Annotated in this window: 21 protein-coding genes; 17 read left to right on the forward strand and 4 right to left on the reverse strand. The window is 64.8% G+C overall.

Annotated elements, in window-relative coordinates:
* The 7 genes from Q322_RS0100455 to Q322_RS0100490 all read left to right on the forward strand — a co-directional run bounded on the left by Q322_RS0100455 (position 1) and on the right by Q322_RS0100490 (position 6,768).
* Positions 1-1,458, forward strand: coding sequence for an NADH-quinone oxidoreductase subunit N (locus Q322_RS0100455; protein WP_029474852.1), 1,458 nt, complete (start codon positions 1-3; stop codon positions 1,456-1,458).
* 161 nt (positions 1,459-1,619) lie between these two features.
* Complete coding sequence (locus Q322_RS0100460) at positions 1,620-2,150, forward strand: hypothetical protein (protein ID WP_029474853.1); 531 nt, start codon at positions 1,620-1,622, stop codon at positions 2,148-2,150.
* Positions 2,137-3,690, forward strand: coding sequence for a GMC family oxidoreductase (locus Q322_RS0100465; protein ID WP_034417127.1), 1,554 nt, complete (start codon positions 2,137-2,139; stop codon positions 3,688-3,690). Before Q322_RS0100460 ends, Q322_RS0100465 begins: the two co-directional genes overlap by 14 nt.
* Before the next feature lie 91 nt (positions 3,691-3,781).
* The gene (locus Q322_RS0100470) at positions 3,782-4,912 is read left to right on the forward strand and encodes a Gfo/Idh/MocA family protein (protein ID WP_029474857.1); all 1,131 of its coding nucleotides are present in this window, start codon (positions 3,782-3,784) and stop codon (positions 4,910-4,912) included.
* 1 nt (position 4,913) lies between these two features.
* A complete protein-coding gene (locus Q322_RS0100475; RefSeq protein ID WP_034417130.1) occupies positions 4,914-5,387 on the forward strand; it encodes an alpha/beta hydrolase in 474 nt (157 codons plus the stop codon).
* 6 nt (positions 5,388-5,393) lie between these two features.
* Entirely contained in the window at positions 5,394-5,624 is a 231-nt protein-coding gene (locus Q322_RS0100480) for an alpha/beta fold hydrolase (RefSeq protein ID WP_029474861.1), read from the forward strand.
* Between the two features lie 88 nt (positions 5,625-5,712).
* Entirely contained in the window at positions 5,713-6,768 is a 1,056-nt protein-coding gene (locus tag Q322_RS0100490; protein WP_051667940.1) for an NAD(P)/FAD-dependent oxidoreductase, read from the forward strand.
* 161 nt (positions 6,769-6,929) lie between these two features.
* On the opposite strand, the gene Q322_RS0100495 is transcribed toward Q322_RS0100490, so the two are convergent.
* Positions 6,930-7,388 carry a DIP1984 family protein gene (locus Q322_RS0100495; protein ID WP_029474865.1) on the reverse strand — a complete coding sequence of 153 codons (459 nt, stop codon included), beginning with the start codon at positions 7,386-7,388 and terminating at the stop codon, positions 6,930-6,932.
* 116 nt (positions 7,389-7,504) lie between these two features.
* A complete protein-coding gene (locus Q322_RS0100500) occupies positions 7,505-7,765 on the reverse strand; it encodes a thioredoxin domain-containing protein (RefSeq protein ID WP_156952806.1) in 261 nt (86 codons plus the stop codon).
* A 211-nt stretch (positions 7,766-7,976) separates the two neighbouring features.
* Here Q322_RS0100500 and Q322_RS0100505 point away from each other — a divergent pair, with 211 nt between their 5' ends.
* The 3 genes from Q322_RS0100505 (at position 7,977) to Q322_RS0100515 (ending at position 12,117) form a co-directional block, all read left to right on the forward strand.
* Positions 7,977-10,277 (forward strand): endonuclease MutS2, encoded by a 2,301-nt coding sequence (locus Q322_RS0100505; protein ID WP_029474869.1) that lies wholly within the window; start codon positions 7,977-7,979, stop codon positions 10,275-10,277.
* An 88-nt stretch (positions 10,278-10,365) separates the two neighbouring features.
* A complete protein-coding gene (locus Q322_RS0100510; protein ID WP_029474870.1) occupies positions 10,366-11,505 on the forward strand; it encodes an MFS transporter in 1,140 nt (379 codons plus the stop codon).
* 123 nt (positions 11,506-11,628) lie between these two features.
* Positions 11,629-12,117: a GreA/GreB family elongation factor gene (locus Q322_RS0100515; RefSeq protein WP_029474872.1), complete on the forward strand. Its 489-nt coding sequence runs from the start codon at positions 11,629-11,631 to the stop codon at positions 12,115-12,117.
* 65 nt (positions 12,118-12,182) lie between these two features.
* Here the strand turns inward: Q322_RS0100515 and Q322_RS24730 are convergent, their stop codons facing one another.
* Positions 12,183-12,500, reverse strand: a complete 318-nt coding sequence (locus tag Q322_RS24730) for an MBL fold metallo-hydrolase (RefSeq protein WP_342667646.1) — start codon at positions 12,498-12,500, stop codon at positions 12,183-12,185.
* Positions 12,382-12,924: an MBL fold metallo-hydrolase gene (locus tag Q322_RS24735; RefSeq protein ID WP_029474876.1), complete on the reverse strand. Its 543-nt coding sequence runs from the start codon at positions 12,922-12,924 to the stop codon at positions 12,382-12,384. The genes Q322_RS24730 and Q322_RS24735 overlap by 119 nt, the downstream gene beginning before the upstream one ends.
* Before the next feature lie 89 nt (positions 12,925-13,013).
* On the opposite strand from Q322_RS24735, the gene lysS reads away from it, so the two are divergent.
* The 7 genes from lysS (at position 13,014) to trpD (ending at position 21,638) form a co-directional block, all read left to right on the forward strand.
* Positions 13,014-14,555, forward strand: coding sequence for a lysine--tRNA ligase (gene lysS, locus Q322_RS0100530; RefSeq protein ID WP_029474878.1), 1,542 nt, complete (start codon positions 13,014-13,016; stop codon positions 14,553-14,555).
* A gap of 268 nt (positions 14,556-14,823) precedes the next feature.
* Positions 14,824-16,074, forward strand: a complete 1,251-nt coding sequence (locus Q322_RS0100535; RefSeq protein ID WP_029474879.1) for an ABC transporter substrate-binding protein — start codon at positions 14,824-14,826, stop codon at positions 16,072-16,074.
* Between the two features lie 97 nt (positions 16,075-16,171).
* On the forward strand, positions 16,172-17,296 hold the full coding sequence (locus tag Q322_RS0100540; RefSeq protein WP_029474882.1) for a carbohydrate ABC transporter permease: 1,125 nt from the start codon (positions 16,172-16,174) through the stop codon (positions 17,294-17,296).
* Positions 17,297-17,354: 58 nt separating this feature from the next.
* Positions 17,355-18,218: a carbohydrate ABC transporter permease gene (locus Q322_RS0100545; protein ID WP_029474883.1), complete on the forward strand. Its 864-nt coding sequence runs from the start codon at positions 17,355-17,357 to the stop codon at positions 18,216-18,218.
* Between the two features lie 246 nt (positions 18,219-18,464).
* Positions 18,465-19,904, forward strand: a complete 1,440-nt coding sequence (gene trpE / locus Q322_RS0100550; RefSeq protein ID WP_029474885.1) for an anthranilate synthase component I — start codon at positions 18,465-18,467, stop codon at positions 19,902-19,904.
* Positions 19,905-20,013: 109 nt separating this feature from the next.
* Positions 20,014-20,640, forward strand: a complete 627-nt coding sequence (locus Q322_RS0100555) for an anthranilate synthase component II (RefSeq protein WP_029474886.1) — start codon at positions 20,014-20,016, stop codon at positions 20,638-20,640.
* Positions 20,637-21,638 carry an anthranilate phosphoribosyltransferase gene (trpD, locus tag Q322_RS0100560; protein WP_029474888.1) on the forward strand — a complete coding sequence of 334 codons (1,002 nt, stop codon included), beginning with the start codon at positions 20,637-20,639 and terminating at the stop codon, positions 21,636-21,638. The genes Q322_RS0100555 and trpD overlap by 4 nt, the downstream gene beginning before the upstream one ends.
* The last annotated feature ends 29 nt before the right edge of the window (positions 21,639-21,667 follow it).

The raw sequence follows: 21,667 nt of genomic DNA on the forward strand, positions 1-21,667 counted from the left end.
ATGTTGCAAGCTCCCGATGTCGCCCTTCTTCCACTGCTGCCCATCCTGCTGGTGCTGGCGGGCGCGCTCCTCAGCACCTTGCTGGGCTTCTGGGTCAGCCGCCGCACGCTGACCGTCATCAACATCGTCACCGTGATCCTTTCAGGCGCGGGCATGATATTCCTGTGGAATCAGGGCCTGAGTTCGTTCGCTGGAGGCTTGCAGGCCGACAACGCCGCCATTCTGCTGGGGTTGACCATTCTGGTGGGAACCCTGATGACCCTGCTGGTGTCGCTGGATACGGCGTGGCGGGCGCGGGTCTCGTTCCCCGAATTCGACGCCATGCTGATGTATGCCGTGACCGGCTGCCTGCTGATCGTCTTCTCCGGCGACCTGATCGTCATGCTGATCGGCCTGGAGATCATGAGCCTGTCGGGCTACGTCCTCGCCACCTTGCAGGACTCGCGCCGCGCCGAAGAATCGGGCCTGAAGTATTTCCTGCTGGGCGCGGCGGGCAGCGCCATCCTGATCTACGGCATCGCCTTCGTCTACGGCGCAACCGGCAGCCTGAATTACGCCGCGATTGCGGCGAAGGTGGGCAGCGTGAGCAACCTGACGCCCGAGAATACGGGCATTCTAGTGGGCGGCAGTCTGCTGTTGCTGGCGGGCTTCGCGTTCAAGATCGCCCTGGTCCCCTTTCACCAGTGGACCCCGGACGTGTACAGCGGCGCACCCACCACCGTCTCGCTGTTCCTCAGCACGGTGGTCAAGGTGGCGGCGTTTGCCGGAATGCTGCGCGTGTTTGGCGGCGCGCTGGCCGACGCGCCCGGCTGGGCGGGGGTCCTCCAGATTCTGACCGCAGCCACGCTGATCATCGGCAACACGGCGGCGCTGCTTCAGCTCAATTTCAAGCGGATGATGGCCTACTCGGCGGTGGCCCACACCGGCTTCCTGGCGATGTGCCTGCTGGGTACGCAGGCGCTGGGCGGCGCGGCGCTGGGCTATTACCTGCTGGTCTACACCTTAATGACCGCCGCCGCCCTGGCCGTGGTGGCCGCCCTTCAGCGCACCGAGACGGGCTTCGAGATCAACGACATGCGCGGGCTGTATTACCGCCACCCCGGCTACGCCATCGCGCTGTCGGTGTGTCTGGCGTCGCTGGCAGGTCTGCCGCCCTTCGCGGGCTTCTTCGGCAAGTATCTGGCGTTCCAGGCGGCGTTCCAGAATGGCTACGTGTGGCTGTCGGTGCTGGCCGCCGTGACCAGTGTGGCCGCGCTGGTGTACTACCTGCGCCCCGCCATGCTGATGTTCATGCCGGACCGCACGCCCGCGAAGGAATACACGCGCGGCGAGCGTTTCCCGACCACCCTCACCATCGGACTAGGCGTGGCGGGCGTGACCGTGCTGGGCATCTTGCCGAACGTCTGGTATGGCTGGGTGGCGAATCCGGCCATCTGGCAGTTGCTGGCCGGGCGCTAGAGGAGAGTTGAGGAGACGACACCGCTTCCGGGCGGTGTTTTTTGTTGACATCGGTTGACGCCCGATAAAGCCTCCCCGTAGGCATTCACGCAGGCCGGGTCAGGCCGCGTCCCTAGACTGGATGTTATGTTCAATTTGATTGGCAATCCGGGGTCTTCACCGTGACGGTGGAGGAAAGAAGCGCCGTCCTCTCCCTGCTGAACTCGGCGCATGTGACAGAGCCGACGCGGCGGGCGCTGCTGGAACGGCTGGACGTCCGGTATGAGCGCGAGTTCTTTGGTGAGGCGGAATTTGAGCGGCTACGCGCCCTGGCCCTGCGCCTTGTTCCCCACAATCCCGCCGAGCTGAACCTGACCGGAACGGTGGACCACCGCCTGCACTCCGGCGTGGGCGATGGCTGGCGCTACGCCGACGCGCTGCCGGACGGGGAGGCCTACCGGGAACTGCTGGCCGCCCTGCCGGATGGGTTTGAGACGCTGGACGGCGACGCTCAGGACACCGCCATTCATGGGGTTCAGTCTGCCCACCCGCACGCCTTTGAAGACCTGCTGGCCGAGTTAACGGAAGCCTTCATGGCGCATCCGCTGACGCAGTACCGCTTTGGCTACGCGGGCTTTGCGGACGCGCCCGAATGGCCCCGCGTCGGCCCGAACGAGCTGGAACCACGCGAGGTTGCGTATGGCCCCCGCTGATTCCCTGCCGACTGATTTAGACATCCTGGTAATCGGCACCGGGGCGGGCGGCGCACCGCTGCTGGCGCGGCTGGCCTCGGCGGGTCTGAAGGTGGCCGCGCTGGACGCGGGTGTGCGCCATCCCCCGGAAGGCATCGCCACCGATGAAGTCGCGCAACTGGGCCTGTTCTGGACCGATGAGCGGCTGTCGGCGGGCAACGATCCGGTGTCCTTCGGGCGCAACAACAGCGGGCGCGGCGTGGGCGGCAGCACGCTGCATTACACCGCCTACACACCACGCGCCCAGCCAGATGATCTGAAGCTGCGAACCGAGTTCGGTGTGGGCGAGGACTGGCCGCTGGAATTCTCCGAACTGGAGCCGTATTACGACGAGCTGGAGTATTTTCTGGGCGTCTCCGGTCCCGCCGAGTACCCGTGGGGGCCGCCGCGCAAGCGGGCCTACCGCCACCCGCCGCTGCCGCTGAACGGGGCCGCGCGGCTGATGCAAAAAGCCTGCGCCGAGATCGGCATGAAGACCTCACCCGCCGCCAACGCCGCCCTCAGCCGCCCGCAGGAGCAGGAGGGATACGGCACGCGCCACACCTGCACCAACCGGGGCTTTTGTCAGGCGGGCTGCTCCATAGGCGCGAAGGCCAGCATGGACGTGACTTTCCTGGCACTGGCCGAGGCCCACGGCGCGCGGATCGTGGACGGCGCACAGGTCACGGCGCTGACGATGAAGAATGGGCGCGTGACCGGCGCGGAATTCATGCGCGGGGGAGAGGTGGAGCATCTCTCGGCCCAAACCGTCATCCTCGCCGCTGGAGCGGTGGAAACGCCGCGCCTCCTGCTGATGAACGGCCTCGCCAACAGCAGCGGGCAGGTGGGGCGCAACTTCATGGCGCATGTCGGGATTCAGGTGTGGGGGCAGGTAGAGGACGATCTGCGCCCCTACAAGGGCATTCCCGGCGGCCTGATCAGCGAGGACACCCACCGCGTTCCCGGCCTGATCGGCGGCTACCTGCTGCAATCGCTGGGCGTGATGCCGGTGACCTACGCCACGCAATACGCGCGCGGCACACTCAAGTGGGGGCCGGAGTTGGTTCAGCATCTCAGCGGCTACAATCATGTGGCCGGAATTAACGTGCTGGGCGAGTGCCTGCCCTACGAACACAACCGTCTGGAACTCTCCGACGAGCTGGACGGGCGCGGGCTGCCCAAGCCGCGCGTGCACTTCTCCTTCGGCGAGAACGAGCAGAAGATGAACGCCCACGCCGAGGCCCTGATGCGTGAGCTGTGGGACCGCGTTGGCGCGCGGGACGTGTGGGCGCTGCCCCGCGCCGCGCACACCCTGGGAACGGCCCGTATGGGGAGCAATCCCGCAACCAGCGTGGTGGACCCCTCCGGACGCACCCACGACGTGCCGGGCCTGTGGATCTGCGACAACTCCATTTTCCCCAGTTCCCTGAGCGTCAATCCCGCCCTGACCCAGATGGCGCTGAGCCTGCGGACGGCGGACGCCCTGCTGGGCGACTTGAAAGGGCAAGCGCCGCGCTCCTGACCCCTCCACTTTGAGGGGAGAGACTGGAAGGGAACGAACCGCAAACATCCGCCCCGCGCCACCCGAATAACCTTCCTTCAAAGGAGTTCACATGACCCATCAGAACACCGCCGAACGCAAGGACCTTCAGCCTCTGCCTGAGGCCAGAAAAGCGCAGATCGGGTACGCCGTGCTGGGCATCGGTACGCTGACCATCGACGAGTTGCTGCCCGCCTTCGCCGTGGGCCAGCGCTCCAGGCTGGCGGCGGTGGTCAGCGATGACCATGACAAGGCAGTGGTCACCGCCCTCGCCTACGGCCTGACGGAAGACGACGCCTACGACTATGACCGCTTTGAAGACTTGCAAAAGCGCGGGGACGTCCACGCCGTCTACATCGTGCTGCCCAACAGTCTCCATCTGGAATACACCCGGCGGGCCGCCAAAATTGGCAAGCATGTGCTGTGCGAGAAACCGCTGGCGGCGAACCCTGAAGACGCCGGGGCGATGGTCAGGGTCTGCGCCAAGTACGGCGTCAAGCTGATGACCGCCTACCGCTGCCAGTACACCCCGCACCACTGGCGGGCGCGTGACCTGATGCAGAATGGCGAGCTGGGCCAGGTCAAACTGATCCACTCGGTCAACGTGCAGGTGGAGCCGAATGACGGCCAGTGGCGTTTGACGGACAAACTGGCGGGCGGCGGCTCGCTGCTGGATGTGGGCCTGTACTGCCTGAACACCATCCGTTTTCTGCTGGCCGAGGAGCCGTCTTCCGTTTACGCGCAGACCTTCAGCACCCCTGACGACGAGCGCTTTGGGGAAGTGGAGGAAACCGTGGCGTGGCAGATGACCTTTCCCAGCGGCGTGATCGCCCACTGCTCCTGCTCTTACGGCGCGGCGCATGCCCGCACGCTGGACGTGTTCGGCGCTGCGGCCCGCCTGACGCTGGACCCCGCCTTTGACTACACCAACCTGCGCCTGACAGTGCAAACCCTGGAAACCATCACCGAACACCGCCTGCCCGAAACCGATCAGTTCGCGCTGGAAATTGACCATTTCTCGGCCTGCATTGAGGAAGACCGCCAGCCCTTCACCCCCGGCGAGGAGGGCTTGCAGGACCAGCAACTGATGGCCGCGATTTACCAGTCGGCGCGCGAGGGCAGGCCCGTCAAGCTGGAGAAGATAGAGGGGAAGGACGCCTTCCGGGGTTCGCCCCCGGATCAGGACTTTGCCGAGCGGGCCTGAGATGACGCCACTCGCCCTAGTCCACGGCTTTGGCACCTCGCGTCACCTCTGGCGGCGGGTGCTGGAGGGTGTGGAAGGGCAGGCGGTTGATCTGATCGGCTTTGGCGACGCGGCGGAGGCGGGCCGGGCCGGGCAGACGGTGGGGGACATGGCGCAGGCGCTGGCCGGGACTTTGCGCGGGGCAGGCGGCGGACCTTATCGCGTCGAGGCGCATTCAATGGGCGGCAAGGTGGCCCTGCTGCTGGCCGCCCGGAATCCCGAACCCGTCTCGGAGCTGCTGCTAATCGCCCTCTCGCCACCCACCCCCGAGCCGATGAAACCGGAAGGCCGCGCCAAACTCCGCTCCGCTTACGGTGACCGGGACGCCCTGAATGCCCAGTACCACGAGATCACCCATCAATCCATCCCCGATCAGGATTTCGAGCAACTGATTCAGGATGGCCTGCGCGCCAGCCGCGACGCCTGGACCGCCTAGACGGACGTGGGCAGCCGCGAGGATATATCCGGTGAGCTGGACGGCCTGAAGTTGCCCATCACCGTCCTGTATTCGGAGGATGACCCGGCCATCTCGCCTGACACCATCCGCTCGGAAGTGCTGGCGCGTTTCCCACAGGCAGCAGCGGTTCCTATTCGCGGCAGCGGCCACCTGATTCCGCTGGAGAAGCCGGACGCCGTGATTTCTCTACTTCAAGCCAAGGAGGAAAGACCATGACCCTGACTTTCAAAGCCAGCGACGTGACCGACGGCGGTATGCACACGTTCGATGGGCGCAGCGAAACAGGATTGATCTGCGCGAGGGCGTGAGGGTCACGAAACTGGACCGGGAGGCCCGCGAGGTGCGTCTGGACGGCGATTCACTCCGTTTTGATGCGGTTATCGTCGCCACCGGAGCCACGCCGAACAAGTTGAAAGTTCCCGGAGCGGAACTGGACGGCCTCTATCAACTGCGCTCATTCCGCGACGCCGAACAGTTGAAAGACGCGGCGCAGGGTAAGCACCTCGTCGTCATCGGCTCCAGCTTCATCGGCCTGGAGGCGGCGTCCAGCTTGATCGAGGGGGCCGCATCGGTCACCGTCGTCGGCCAGGATGCCGAGGTCCTAAGCCGCGCCCTGACGCCGAAAGTGGGCCGCGCCATCCGCAAGCTGCACGAGGACAAGGGCGTGAAATTCCATCTGAATGCCGAGGTGGAGGCCATCGAGGGTTCAGGGAAGGCCGAGGCCGTGCGCCTGAAAAGTGGCGAGACTGTCAAGGCTGATCTGGTCCTGCTGGGCATTGGCGTGAAGCCCAATTCTGATTTGCTGGCTGACCTCGCCAATGAGAAGGGGGCCGTCCCCGTGGACGCCCATCTGCTGGCCGCGCCGAACGTATATGCCGTGGGCGACATCGCCCTGGCCCCCACCGTGCTGGGCGAGATGCGCGTGGAACACTGGCGCGTGGCCTTGCAGGAGGGCATGACCGCCGCGCAAAGCATCCTGGAGTCCGCCAATCTGGAACCGATGGATCAACGCGTTCCCTTCTTCTGGACCCAGCAGTACGGCAAGAGCCTGCGCTACGTGGGCCACGCCGAGAGCCTGGACGACACCCACCTCTGGGGTGACCCGGACGAGTTGAAGTTCATTGAATTTGCCTTCAGGGACGGTCAGGCGGTAGCGGCCAGTGGCATGGGCATGGATAGAGACCTTGCCGCCTTTGAAGAACTGCTGAGGCTGGGGCGTGCGCCTGGGGCGGGGAAATCAAGCAAGGGGAATTCAGTCTGGTGGAGCGGTTGGAGGAGGGCTGAACACCACGACGCCACCCCCGAAGAAGTGGCGGTGGGGGTGCGCGGTGTGCGCCGAAGCCGTGGAAGTGAGGGGTGAAATGTGCGGTGTCAGTGGTGAAAGGTGCTGGGCCTGCCCGGTGAAGGGGTGAGGAGTCGAACCCCAGACGTCGCCCCAGACGTCACCATGAGGTGCAGCATGATCCCCGCTGCGAGGTAGGTTTCCGCCCGCACAGACGCGCACCCATCCCTAATGTGCGCTCAGCCGGGCAATTCCGTCAACCAGTTGGCCTGCTGAATCTGGGTTTCCAGTTCCCGGCGGGCTTTTGCCAGTGCGTCCACCTGCTTTTGCAAGTCGCGGGCAGGCAACACCGAGAGGGTCCGAACCTCGCTGTTGCTGTAGCGGTTCTGCCGCTCGGAAGCGGTGGCGGCGGCGCGGCGCAGCACTTTCAGGCGCAGGTCCAGCATGTCGCGGCGGTTCAGGGCGTCGGTCAGGGTCAGGCCGCTGGGCAGAGTGGCGCTCAGATTGGCGCGGTGGATGCGTGGGATCAGGAGTTCCAGCGCAGCCGTCACTTCCATAAATTCCTTCAACAATTGCTGCGGGTCTTCGGGAGGCTGTTGACCCTCCTGCACCAGCATATTTCTGACGATGCGCTCCTCAAGCTGGGCGGCGCGTTTTTGTAAGTCGGCGCGTTCAATCAGGGCTTCAGCCAGTTTCATACACCCACAGTAAGGCGCTGTCGTCCGGCGTCAGGCCAGCCCCAGTTCTGCCCGTATCGCCCCTTCCTCCGAACTGCCGCCCACCATCACTCTTTCTATCTCGCCTGCTGGCGTGGTCAGGACAAGTGTGGGAAAGAGCGCACGCTGTAGGCTCGTCCAATTTTGCCACCCGCGTCCAGCAGCAGTTGTTCGCCGTACCCGTGTTCGGGCAGTTCGCCGCGTCGGGCGTCAATGACCCGCAAATCCAGCCCGGAGGCTGAGGCCAGCCGCCCGATGAACATATCCAGCCTGTCGCAGCCCACACAGCCCTCTGATTTGAAGTACAGCAGCGTGTGGTGGCTGGACGCTTGCGCCCGGCTTGACGGTGGAGGCGGCAAACAGACGGTCCAAGATTGAACCGACGAAGGGTGGAACCTTGATCTTGATTTGCCTGGGGGTTTTCGCGGACCGGGACATGCAATCTCCTTTGCTTGGCTGGGATGCTGCCCGTTACGTGAACGTTCCTGCAATGGTTCCCGACACTTAACCCCCACCTAAGCCACAAGGCGCACGATTTCCTGGCCCCCGCGTTGTTATGCTCCCCCTAAGATGCCGTTCGATGCTCGCGCCCTGACCGCCCTGGATTTCCCCCGCATTCGCGACGCCCTCGCCGAGCGCAGCAGCACCTCGCTGGGCGCAGAGCGGGCGCGGAGCCTGTCGCCCTCTGCCGATCCGGGCCGCATTGCCCGCGAGCTGGACGAGGTGGAAGACGCCCTCTTCGGCGTCAGCCTGAGCCTGGGCGGGATTCAGGACATCCGCGAACTGCACGCCCGCACGCAGGACGGACGGGTGCTGAGTGGTCAGGAATTGCTGCTGGCGGCCTATTCCCTGGACGGCGCGATGACCGTCAAACGCGCCATCAACGCCAATTCACGCGGGCCATTGCGTGAGGTGGCGCTGGGCCTGGGCGAACACTCGGAGCTGATCCGCCGCGTGCTGTCGGCCCTGGACCGCGACGGCGGCGTGCGCGATGAGGCCAGCCACCGCCTGCGAGATCTCCGCAAGCGCATCGAGCCGCTGCGGGGGCGCATCCGCGAGAAGCTGGCCGCCACGCTGGAAAAATGGGCCGACATCCTTCAGGAAAACATCGTCACCATTCGCCGGGACCGCTACGTGCTGCCGGTGCAGGCCAGCCGCGTGGGGCAGGTGCAGGGCATCATCGTGGACGCCTCCGCAACGGGGCAGACCTACTTCGTGGAACCAGCAGCCGTCACGCAACTGAACAACGAGCTGACCCGCCTGATTCTGGACGAGGAGGCTGAGGTCCGGCGCATCCTGATCGAGCTGTCGGGCCTGCTGGCCGCCGACGCCGACGTGCCGATGACCCTGACCACCATCGGGGAGCTGGACCTGATCGCCGCCCGCGCCCGGCTGGCCCGCGACTGGCGACTGAACCGCCCCGAAGCCGTCACGGACGGCACCTATGATCTGCGCGAGGCGCGGCATCCCCTGATCGACAACCCCGTTCCCAACGACATCCGGCTGGGCGACACCAAAGTTCTGCTCATTACCGGACCCAACATGGGGGGCAAGACGGCCACCCTCAAAACGCTGGGGCTGGCCGTGCTGATGCATCAGTGCGGGCTGTACGTGGCCGCCGCCAGCGCCAAGCTGCCCGTCGTGTCGGATGTATTGGTAGACATCGGCGACGAGCAGAGCATCGAGGCCAGCCTGAGTACCTTCGCCTCCCACCTCAAGCACCTGCGCTACGTGCTGCGCTTCGCCTCGCCGGACACCCTCGTGCTGGTGGACGAGCTGGGCAGCGGCACCGATCCCAACGAGGGCGCAGCGTTGTCGCAGAGCATCATTGAAACGCTGCTGGCGCAGGACGCGCGCGGCATTGTGACCTCGCACCTGTCACCGCTGAAACTGTTTGCGCTGGAAACCCCCGGCCTCAAGAATGCCAGCATGGGCTTCGATCTGGAGACGCTGGCCCCCACCTACGCGCTGCAAGTGGGGCAGCCGGGCCGCAGTTACGCCCTGGCCATCGCCCAGCGCATGGGCCTGCCGGAAGACGTGCTGGAGCGGGCCACTTCCCTGCTGGGCGAGGACGCCGGGATCATGGAGCGCATGCTGGAGGGGCTGGAGCGTGAGCGGGCCGATCTGGCTGCCCAACTGGACAGCACCGCCGCCGCCCGCCGCGAGGCCGAGGCCGAACTGGGCCGCGTGCGCCACGAGCGTGAATCTCTGGACATGCGCCGGGGCGAGATGCTGGCCGAGGCCTCGCAGAAGGCCGAATCGCTGTACGCCGACGCCGTGGAGCGCGTTCGTACCCTGCGCGCCCGCGCCCAGGAGGACAGCGCCCGCCCGCGCGTGATGCAGGAGCTGCGCGAACTGCGCGTCGCCGCCCAGAAATCCCGCCCTGCCCCCGTGGTGCGCGAGGAACGCGGCGATCCGATCCGGGTGGGCAACGTGGTGGACGTTCCTACCTACAACGCGGGGGGGCAGGTGCTGGAGCTGCGCGGTGACGATCTGGTGGTGCAACTGGGCGTCATGAAGGTGGGTGTCAAGAGGCGTGACGTGAGATTGCGCCCCGAGGTCAAGGTCGCGGCCCCCAAAAGCAGGGGCCTTCGCAGCGGCTTCGCGGGAACCACCCCCAGCAACTTTGCCTCCGAATTGCAACTGCGCGGCCTGGGCGTGGAGGAAGCCGTGGAGGAGCTGCGCACCGCCATCCTGGAAGCCTCGGCCCTCAAGGAAACGCCGCTGCGGGTGGTCCACGGCAAGGGCCAGGGTGTGCTGCGCCGGTTGCTGCGCGAGTATCTCAAGAACGACAAGAAAGTCGAGTCGTACCACGACGCCGAACCCAATCAGGGCGGACATGGGGTGACGGTGGTGAACGTCAAGGTGTGAGGGAGTGGAAAGGAGAGCGGGCAAAGCATTCCACCTCGGTATATTCGGCGTGCTACCTTCTCCCCCGTGATGGCCCCGTGACTGCCGCATGACCGCCCGAATCTCTTCCAATCCCCCACTGACGCTGAGTATTCTGGCGGCGGGAACGGCGGCGTTTTTCACGCTGGGCGTGATCCAGGCGATGTACGGCCCGGCCTTCACGCTGTTTCAGACGCGCTACGGCATTTCCACGGCAGGGGTGGGCATCATCGCCAGCGCCCATTTTGTGGGTTCGGCGCTGGCCCCGCCGCTGGTGGGCCTGCTGCTGCTGCGCCTGAGCCTGTGCCGGGTGGTGGTGGCCGCGCTGGTTACGCTGGCGCTGGGGGTCACGCTGGTGGCGTTTGCTCCCACCTGGCCGCTGGCGATTGCCGGGGCGCTGCTGGGCGGCTTTGGCCTGGGCGGCGTCAGCGGCGGCCTGAACGCGGCCTACGCCAGCATCGGCACGCGGGCGGTCAATCTGGTCAACGCGGTGTTTGGGGTGGGCAGCATTCTGTCACCCTTACTGGTGGCCGGGGTGTCAGGCAACCTCGCCATCCCTTTCCTGACCGTGGCTGCGCTGTGCGGCGTGACCCTGATGAGTGCGCGGATCTGGGGTTTTCCGGCGATGCGCGAGCCGGAGCTGCCCACTGCGCCGGGCCGGGCCGGGGTGCAGGTGGCTTTTTTTCTGGTGCTGATCGCGTGTTACGTGGGCCTGGAGGTGGGCTTTGGCGCGTGGGCGGGCCGTCACCTGCAAAGTCTGGGGTATGCGTCGTTTGCTGTGATCGTGGCCGGATACTGGGGTGGTCTGACCATGGGCCGGATTCTGACCGGGCTTTTTGGCGCGCGGGTGCGCCCGGAGCGGCTGGTGCTGGTCTGCGCGGTTCTGACCACTCTGGCCGGGCTGGCCGCAACACAGGCGGCGCTGGCCCCGACTGCCTATATTCTGGTTGGACTGGCCATGGGACCGATGTTCCCCACGGCGCTGGTGTGGTCCACCCGCAATCTTCCCGCGCGGCTGGTGCCGTTTTTGCTCACTTCCGGCAGTGTGGGCGGCATCGTGGCCCCCTACGTGCTGGGTGTGCTGGCCGCGCGTTGTGGCCCCGGCGCGATTCCGCTGGCCCTCGCGGTGCTGGCCGCCTCACTGGTGGCGGTGGTCTGGGGAACCCTGCGCGTCACCCGTCCGGCGTCACCATCTGCTTTCACAGCGTGAAAATGGATTGCCACTTCGGGGGGGGTGTGTCACAATGCGCGCTACTTCTCACATTCATGCGTCCATTCCCGATCTGTACCCAGTCCCGCCGGTCAAGGCCAGCGGCGTAACGGAGGCTCCACAGTGACCCAAGCAACCAAGACCGTCCGACTGACCCGCGAAGGCTTCGAGCGCCTGCAACGCGCCCTGGATCAGGAGCAGGGCCGCCTGGCCGAGGCCACCCGCATTTTGCAAGAGCAGATGGAAACCAGCGCCGACAGCGAGGACACCGGCCTGGAAGACGCCAAGCGCGAGAAGATGAACATTGAGGCGCGCATCGACGAGTTAGAGGACACGCTGAGCCAGGCCACCATCATCGAGGACCACGAGAACGCCGGGCGCGTGGAGCTGGGGGCCATCGTGGTGCTGGGTAACGAGACCACCAAAAAGGACATGAAGGTGATGGTGGTCAGCGCCCCCGAGGCCACCGTCACCGGCGGCAGCCTGCCCCGCGTCAGCGACGACAGCCCGGTGGGCAAGGAGCTGATGGGCCGCAAGAAGGGCGAGGCGTTCGTGGTCAACCTGGACAACGGCAAACAGATGAAATACAAGGTCAAGAGCATCGAGTATTAGGGCAGAGGGTGAAAGACGAAGGGCAGAGGGCGTGAAAGAAAGCCTTCTGCCCTTCGCCTTTCTCGTTAGCCCGCAGTCATTCCCGCCGCCACCTGCTTCAATTGCCCATTGGCGTCCTCGCGCACCACGCCGCCGTGGTAGGTCACGATGGCTTGCACGTCCAGTTCAGCCATCCTATTCACGGACTGACCTGCCGCCGCCATATCCGGCGTCATCTGTGCCCTGGGGCCGTGGAGCTGCCCGGCATCAGCCACCAGCACGGCGTCAGACACCAGCACGTCTCCGGTGATCAGCGTTCTCATGCGCTCCAGATACAGGCTCAGGTGACCGGGAGTGTGGCCTGGCGTCAGGATCACCCGCACGCCCCCGGCCAGGGGTAGCACCTCGCCGCCTTGCAGGGCGCGGCTTTTCCAGCATGGCGCGCATCCGGGGCGGCGTCTGCGGATCGGCCAGCAGGGCGGCCACCTGCTCCTGCGGTGGCATTTTTCCGGGCCATTCCTCGCCCTGAATAAACGAGGTTTCTCGTGCCGAGGCCCACACCTGCGTGCCACTGGCCTTCACCACGGCTTCCAAGCTGCCGATATGGTCCAGATCGTGATGGGTGATGATGACCTGCCTGATGTCTTTAAGAGTCACTCCGACTTCGGCCAGCGCTGCCTCAATCGCACCTTCCATGTCGGGCATTCCGGTGTCCACCAAGGTATGTCCGGCCTGCGAATCCAGGATCAGGACGGGGTGAAGGACGGTGGGGCCGGTTCCGAAATCGGTGGTCAATTCCAGCACCAGCAGGTCATCGCTCAGTTTCATGGGCGGAGTATTGGCCCCAGGCCCGTTTCACGGATGCACCCAGGGCCACAAACTCTGTTCCCTTTGCGGCGGCGTCTATACTCGCCCCCATGTCTGATGTTCCCGTTTCCGCTGCCCCTGGTGGGCCGCCCCGCCCCGACAACCTGCATGAGCAGACGGTCAGCCGCCTGAACAATCTGGACGCGCAGGTGGCGGCGGGTTTCGAGGCTTCTCCGTACTCTTACCCGCGCACGCACGGCACCCGCGACGTGCTGGCGGCCCATCCCGGCGATCTGGAAGCCGGGCAGGACTGGCCGGGGGAAATCTATGCGCTGGCCGGACGAGTCACGCTGCTGCGGCACATGGGCAAGGCAGCCTTTGCCGATCTGACCGACGAACACGGCAGCCTGCAACTGCACCTGTCCAAGCAGGAAACCGAGAACTTTGACCCCACCAAAAAGATTGACCTCGGCGACATCATTGGCGTGCGCGGCGTGCCGTTCGTGACCCGCACCGGGCAACTGACCCTGCGCGTGACCTCGTGGCAGCCGCTGGTCAAGAGCCTGCACCCGCTGCCCAGCAAGTTCCACGGGTTGCAGGACGAGGAACTGCGCGCCCGCCGCCGCTACCTGGACCTGATGATCAACCCGGAGCGCCGCGCGGCCTTCCGCACCCGCTCAAAGGCCATCCGTTACATCCGCAATTTTCTGGACACGCGCGAGTTCATGGAGGTGGAGGGACCCACCCTGCAAGTGGTGGCGGGCGGCACCGAGGCCAAGCCCTTCAAGACGCACCACAACGCCCTGTCGCACGATTTCAGCCTGCGGATCAGCCTGGAACTGTACCTCAAGAGATTGCTGGTGGGCGGCTTCGAGCGCGTCTACGAGATTGGCCGCAACTACCGCAATGAGGGTGTGGACCGCACCCATAATCCCGAATTCACCATGCTGGAGGCCTACTTCGCTTACGGCGACTACGGGGACATGATGCGGCTGGTCGAGGAAATGCTCTCGGGTCTGGTGCAGGAAGTCACTGGCTCGGACAGGCTGACGTATCAGGGAAATGAAGTGAGCTTCGCGCTGCCGTTCAAGCGTCTGGATTTTGTGACCGCCTTGAAGGAAGCGGCGGAACTGGACTTCGAGCCGACTGATCTTGCGAAGTTGCGCGAGTGGACCGACGCGAGGCACCCCGAACTCCGCAATGTGCCGGATTACAAGCTGCTGGATAAGCTGTTCGGCGAGTACGTGGAAGACAAGCTGATCCAGCCCACCTTCGTGATCGACGTGCCGCTGGCGATCAGCCCGCTGGTCAAGGTGCACCGCAGCCGCCCCGATCTGGCCGAGCGCGCCGATCTGTTCGTGGCTGGATTTGAGCTGGCCCCCATCTATTCCGAGCTGAACGACGCCCTGGATCAACGCGCCCGCTTTGAGGCCCAGTCGCAGAGGCGTGACGACGGAGATGACGAGGCCCACGAGCAGGACGAGGACTTCCTGCTGGCCCTGGAATACGGCATGCCCCCCGCCGCAGGCATGGGCATGGGCATGGACCGCCTCGCCATGCTGCTGACCGACAGTGACAGCATCCGCGACGTGCTGCTGTTCCCGCTGCTGCGCCCCGAAGGGCAGGCGGGCGAGGCCGACGCAGAAGCCTGAACTCAATTCATATAAGGCCAGTCCGTGTGCGTGCCCGGACTGGCCAGTTTTGATGTGCCGAGCGCTCCTGCTTTTGCTGTCTGACGTCCGAACTTGACCCGATCACCATGCAAAACAAGCCCGGTCAATTGACAAACCCTTCATGATTGGCGCAGCATGACGGGCGTACCTGTTTCACAGACAACCGAACACAGCCAGTTCACGAGGCTTCCGCATCTGAGTGCGCCGCCTCCTTCTCCTTTTGTTCCCACCTTCCACGGAGGAATACATGAGCAAAGTACCCGTCAAGAAAGCACTGCTGATCGCCGCCGCCCTCGCCACCACCACGAGCGCCTTGGCCGCCGGGAAGCTGGAAATCTTCTCGTGGTGGGCCGGGGATGAGGGTCCGGCGCTGGAGGCCCTGGTCAAGCTGTACAAGGAAAAGTACCCCACGGTGGCCGTGGACAACGCCACCGTCACGGGCGGCGCGGGGACCAATGCGCGGGCCGTGCTCAAGACCCGCATGCTGGGCGGCACCCCGCCCGACTCCTTCCAGGTTCACGCCGGACAGGAATTGATCGGCACTTGGGTGGTGGCCGGGCGGATGGAAGACCTGAGCAGCCTGTTTAAATCCGAGGGCTGGAGCAAGGCGTTTCCCGCCGACGTCCTCAAGCTGATCAGCGCCAAGGGCGGCATCTGGAGCGTGCCGGTCAACGTTCACCGCAGCAACGTGATGTGGTACAACCCGGCCAAGCTCAAGGAATGGGGCGTCACGGTTCCCAAGACCTGGCCCGAATTCATCAGCACCTGCGCCACGCTGAAGGGCAAGGGCGTGGCCGCACCGCTGGTGGTGGGCGAGAACTGGACCCAGCAGCACCTGTGGGAAAACGTGATGATCGGCACGCTGGGCGCGCAGGGCTGGGAAAACCTGTGGGCGGGCAAGACCAAGTTCACCGATCCCAAGGTGGTGGGGGCATTTACCACCTTCGGCAAGGTCATGGACTGCGCCAACAAGGACGCCAGCGGCCTGAGCTGGCAGCAGGCCAGTGACCGGGTGGTCAGCGGCCAGAGTGCCTTTAACATCATGGGCGACTGGGCCGCCGGGTACTTCACCACCACCAAGAACCTGGCTCCCGGCAAGGGCTTCGGCTGGGCCACCGCCCCCGGCACGGCCAAGACCTTTGTGATGCTGGCCGACTCCTTCGGGCTGCCCAAGGGCGTCAAGAACCGCGCCGAGGCGACGAACTGGCTCAGGCTGCTGGGCAGCAAGGCGGGTCAGGACGCCTTTAATCCGCTCAAGGGCAGCATCGCCGCCCGCACCGACAGCGATCTGAGCAAGTACAACACTTACTCGCGCAGCGCGGCCACCGACTGGAAGAACAGCAAGATCGTGGGCAGCATGGCGCACGGCGCAGTCGCCCCCGAGAGCTTTACCAGCGCCTTCGGGGCCGTGATTGATCAGTTCGTGTCCACCCGGAACAGCGCTGGGGCCGCCGCCGCCGCGCAGGCGCTGGCCGTCCGCTCGGGCTTCGGCAAGTAACAACCCGCAGCCACAATTGGCGGTGCGCGGTACGCGGTGAGAACGACTGCGTACCGCGCACCGCCGATGGTCTGTCCGAGACAAGGAGGCCCCGTCTGTGAAATCCCTGAGCAAAGACCGCCTGTGGGCCATCGCCGTATTGACGCCCAGCATTATCCTGGTGGGCATTTTCGTCTATTACTTCATCGGGCGCACGATCTATGTCAGCCTGACCGACTGGGGCAATGATCCGGCGCAGGCGCTGGCGCTGAACCCGATCATTCGCTGGGTGGGATTGCAAAACTATCAGGAACTGTTCACCGGCTTTCTGCAAGGCCGCTTCCGGCAGGAGCTGGTCAATACCCTCTTTTTCACGGTGTTTTTCATCCTGGGCTGTCTGGGCGTGGGCCTGGGGCTGGCACTGATTCTGGACCGCAACCCTAAGGGAGAGGGGCTGTGGCGCACCATCTTCCTGTTTCCCATGAGCCTGTCGTTCATCGTGACTGGCACCATCTGGCGCTGGATGCTGCAACCGCAGGGCGGGGTGAATCAGGCCCCCACGCTGCTGGGCGGTCAACCCTCTACCTTCGCGTGGCTATCCAGCAACGACTCTGTTCTCAAATTCGATTGGAACGCTCTACCCCTGATCACCGCCGCCGTGGTGGGCGCGGTGCTGATCGTGGTGGCCGTGCGCGCCGCCCGTGAAGGCCAGCGCACCCGCACCCTGGTGGCCGCCGCCTGCGCCGCGCTGCTGATCCTGTGGGCGGTCTTTATCGGCCCGAATGTCAGGCTGCTGGCTGCGCCCGAATTGCACGGTTTTAACCTCGCCATGATCGGCATCATCATCGCGGCTGTCTGGCAGATGAGCGGCTACACCATGGCGCTGTACCTGGCCGGGCTGCGCGGCATCCCCGAGGAACTGCGCGAGGCCGCCAAGGTAGACGGCGCGAGAGACGCCCAGATGTACCGCTATGTCATCTTCCCGCTGCTGTCGCCCATCACCCTCAGCGCCATGATTATTCTGGGCCACATCAGCCTCAAGATTTTTGATCTGGTGTACGCGATGGCTGGCTCCGACAACATCGCTGCCAGCGTCCCGGCACTGAACATGTACCTGACCAGTTTCCGGCAGAACCAGTTCGCGCTGGGCGCGGCGATTGGCACCATTTTGCTGATTCTGGTGGCCTTTGTCATCGTGCCGTACCTGGCGAATCAATTTAAGGGCGAGGAGGGACACGCGTGAAGGCTGCCTGTGAATGGTTGACCCTCGCGTCCCTTCCCTTCCTGCTTCGGAGGCAGCCATGACCGCCCTTCCCCAGCCCACGGCCTCCACCGCTCCCTCACGCCGGGCGGGTGCTGCGGGCCGCGCCCTGACCTACTTCCTGCTCGTCGTCGCCGCCTTCTTCTTCCTGATTCCCATCTATCTGGTGTTCGCCACTGCCCTCAAGACGCCGGACGCCATCGCGCTGCCGACGGCGTGGCACTGGCCCGCACAGCTCAACTGGGCCAGCTTTGCCGAGGCGTGGGACAAGGTGGGCGGCAACATGCTCAACAGCTTGTTCCTGGCCGTCGTTGCCACCATCCTGAGCGCCCTGCTGGGCAGCCTGAACGGCTACGCGCTGAGCAAATGGCGCTTCCGGGGGGCCAATACCCTGTTCGCACTGATGCTGTTTGGCATGTTCATTCCGTATCAGGCGGTGCTGATTCCGCTGTTTCAATTTATCAAGGCGCTGGGCCTATACGGCAGCATCTGGGGCCTGATCCTGGCGCATGTGGTGTACGGCATTCCCATCACCACGCTGATCTTCCGCAACTTCTATGCCGATGTGCCGGACGCGCTGGTAGAGGCCGCCACGATTGACGGCGCGGGCTTCTGGGAAATCTACGCCCGCGTCATCTTCCCCATCAGCATTCCCGGCTTCGTGGTGGTCATCATCTGGCAGTTCACGCAGGTCTGGAATGAATTTCTGTTCGCGGCCACGCTGACCAACACCGGCAGCCAGCCCGTGACCTACGCGCTGTCTCAACTGGCGGGGGGGCAGGCGGTGTCGTGGAATCTGCCGATGGCCGGGGCGATCCTGGCGGCGTTGCCCACCTTGATCGTGTACATCGTGCTGGGGCGGTATTTCGTGCGCGGGCTGCTGGCGGGAAGCGTGAAGGGGTGAAAAGGTTTAACCGTCAAACGGTCCAACCGTCTAACCGCCAGAGGCTTAAAGGAGCTGATCTGTTCGCCATCACCCCACTTCCCGCGCTATGCTCTATCCCATGACCGTTCGCCGCGCGTGGTGGTGGCCCAGTTTCGCCTGGGTCTAACGCGCTGCTGCTCTCTTTTTTGCCGTGTCCGACGCGCCCAGGTGGTTTCTACACCGCCGGGCGCTTTTTTTGGCCCCATCCCGTTTGACAGGAGTGCAATGACCCAGACCGCCCATCCCAAACCCATGACCGCCGTGGCCGTGCAGGAATTGAATGCCGATCTGGACACGCCCGTCAGCGCCTACCTGAAAGTCACGGATGGCGCGAAGAAGCTCAGCTTCCTGCTCGAAAGCGTGGAGGGCGGCGAACGCCAGGCCCGCTACTCGTTCATCGGCGTGGGCGAGGTGGGGCGCTTCACGTTGCACGGACGCGCCGCCACCCTCAGCGGCGTGCTGGGCGACGAAACGCTGGAAACCGACGATCCGCTGGACGTGCTTTACAGCCGCGTGTTGCGCCCCGTGGAGTTGCCCGCCGAGAAGTTCAACGGTTTGCCTCCTTTCTTCGGCGGCGCGGTAGGTTATGCCGCTTACGACATCATCCGCGTGTACGAGAAGCTGCCCGACAACAACCCTGATGAACTGAAGGTTCCCGACGCCCTGTTCATCGTCCCCGAAGGCATCGTCATTTTTGACCACCTGCGGCACAAGCTGTATGCGGTGGCGATTTCGGAAACCGAGGCTGAGGCAGAGCGCATCGTGGCCGCGTTGGAAGCTGATCTGCGGGGGCCTTTGCCAGATGTGCCAGGGCGCGAGAAAGCCGAGCAGATGACCTTTTCCAGCAACTTTACGCCCCAGGGCTATCAAGCCGCCGTCAGCCGCTGCATTGAGTACGTCCATGCCGGAGACGTCTTTCAGGTGGTGCCGTCCCAGCGGTTCTCGGCAGACCTGACCGTGGAGCCGTTCGCGCTGTACCGGGCGCTGCGCGGCATCAATCCCAGCCCGTATCTGGGTTTTTTGAATCTGGGCGAGGTGACGCTGGTGGCGAGCAGTCCCGAGAGCCTGCTGCGGAGCGACGGCGTGAGCATCGTGACCCGCCCGATTGCCGGAACCCGCCCGCGCGGCAAGACGCCCGCCGAGGATCAGGCTCTGGCCGAAGAACTGCTGGCCGATGAGAAGGAACGCGCCGAACACCTGATGCTGGTGGACCTGGGCCGCAACGACATTGGCCGGGTGGCCGAGTACGGCAGCGTGACCGTGGAGGACGCCTTTACCATCGAGCGCTACAGCCATGTCATGCACATCGTCAGCGGCGTGCGCGGCAAATTGCGCGCGGGGCAGACGCCGCTGCACGCCCTCGCCAGCACGCTCCCGATGGGAACGGTATCCGGCGCACCCAAAATCCGCGCGATGGAAATTATCGACGAGGTGGAACCCGTGCGGCGCGGGCCATATGGCGGCTCATTCGGCTACATCGCCTTCGACGGCAGCCTGGATATGGCCCTGACACTGCGGACGATGGTGATCGCGGGCGGCAGGCTGCACATCCAGGCCGGGGCAGGCATTGTGGCCGACTCTGATCCAGTGGCCGAGGAAGAGGAGACGCGCAACAAGGCGGCGGCGTTGATGCGGGCGGCGGAACGGGCGGCAGGGGGCTTGTGATGACTCGGAAAAGTCAGGTAGGTCTGTATTGTGCCCTGTGCAGTGTCTATTGGACGCAACTTCTAAGCGTCAAATATTCCCCTCAAATTGATGCGCCTGGAGATCAGCTATGACCCACATCCTCCTGATAGATAACTATGATTCCTTCACCTATAACCTCGTCCAATACTTCGGTGAGCTGGGCTGTGAGTTGACCGTCTGGCGCAATGACGCTTTTGCGCTGCAAGATGTGCAGGAATTGAATCCAGACGCCATCGTGGTGTCCCCCGGCCCCTGCACGCCGCTGGAAGCGGGGATGAGCGTGGAGGTCATCAAGGCCTTCGCGCCGAAATATCCAATATTAGGCGTGTGCCTGGGCCACCAGAGCATCGGGGAGGCGTTCGGGGCCACCGTCAAGCGTGCGCCGATTCCGGTGCATGGCAAGACCAGCAAAGTTGCCCACGACGGCCAGGATTTGTTCGCGGGTCTGATGCACGAGGCCAGCGTGACCCGCTACCACAGCCTGATCGTGGAAGACCTGCCGCCGGAACTGCTGGCCACTGCCTGGACCACCGATCAGACGTCAGCGGGTGAATACCGCGCCCTGATGGCCCTGCGCCACCGCGATTACCCGGTGTTCGGCGTGCAATTTCATCCCGAGAGCATCGCTACAGAGGACGGCAAAACCATGATTCGCAACTTCCTGAATGAAGTGGAACAGCGCCGGGCGGCGCAGGTCAAGGCAGTGGGGGCATGATCCACGCCCGATTGATGAACGGCGAAATCCTCTCCCAGTCGGAGGCAGCAGCCTTCATGCGCGAGGTCATGGCCGGGGAAATGAGCGGCGTGCGGATGGCGGCGGCGCTGGCTGCCTTGCGCGTGCGCGGCGAGACGGCGGATGAAATCGCCGGATTTGCCCAAGCCATGCGCGAGAACGCCGTGCGCGTCAATGTCCGCCCGCGCGAGGTGTTGCTGGACGTGGTGGGCACCGGGGGCGACGGGGCGCACACCTTCAACATCAGCACCACGACGGCTTTTGTGGTGGCGGGGGCGGGCGTGCCGGTCGCCAAGCACGGCAACCGCGCCGCCAGCAGCCGCGCCGGAAGTGCGGACGTGCTGGAAGCTTTAGGCGTGAATCTGGACGCCTCCCCCGAAGTCATCGCAGACGCCGTGAACACGCTGGGCGTGGGCTTTATGTTCGCCCGCAATTATCACCCGGCCCTGCGCCACGCCGCTCCCGTCCGCTCCGATCTGGCGGCCCGCACAGTGTTTAACATCCTGGGGCCGCTGAGCAACCCTGCCGGGGCCACGCATCTGGTGGTGGGCGTCTTCAAGCCGGAGCTGACGCGCACGCTGGCCGAGGTGTTGCGGCTGCTGGGGGCGAAGGGAGCCACTGTTGTGCATGGCGACGGACTGGATGAATTCACCGTCTGCGGCGTCAATACCGTCTCCGGCCTGCGGGGCGGCGAGATTATTGACCGCACCTTGCATCCCGAAGAGGTGGGTGTGAACGTGCATCCGCGCGAATCGCTGGTGGGCGGCACCCCCGCCGAGAATGCCGGGATCACCCGCGCCCTGCTGACCGGCGGCGGCACTCCTGCCCAGCAGGACATCGTGGCCCTTAACTCTGGGGCGGCGCTGCGGACGGCGGGCCGGGTGGACAGCATTCGCGAGGGCGTCGAGCAAGCCCGCGAGATCATGCGCGGCGGGCAGGGCTGGGACGTGTTGCAGAAGTACGCGGCGCTGACGCGGTAGGAAAAACCCCTCTCCATGCAGGAAAGGGG

Source organism: Deinococcus frigens DSM 12807, assembly GCF_000701425.1.
GTDB classification, from domain to species: domain Bacteria; phylum Deinococcota; class Deinococci; order Deinococcales; family Deinococcaceae; genus Deinococcus; species Deinococcus frigens.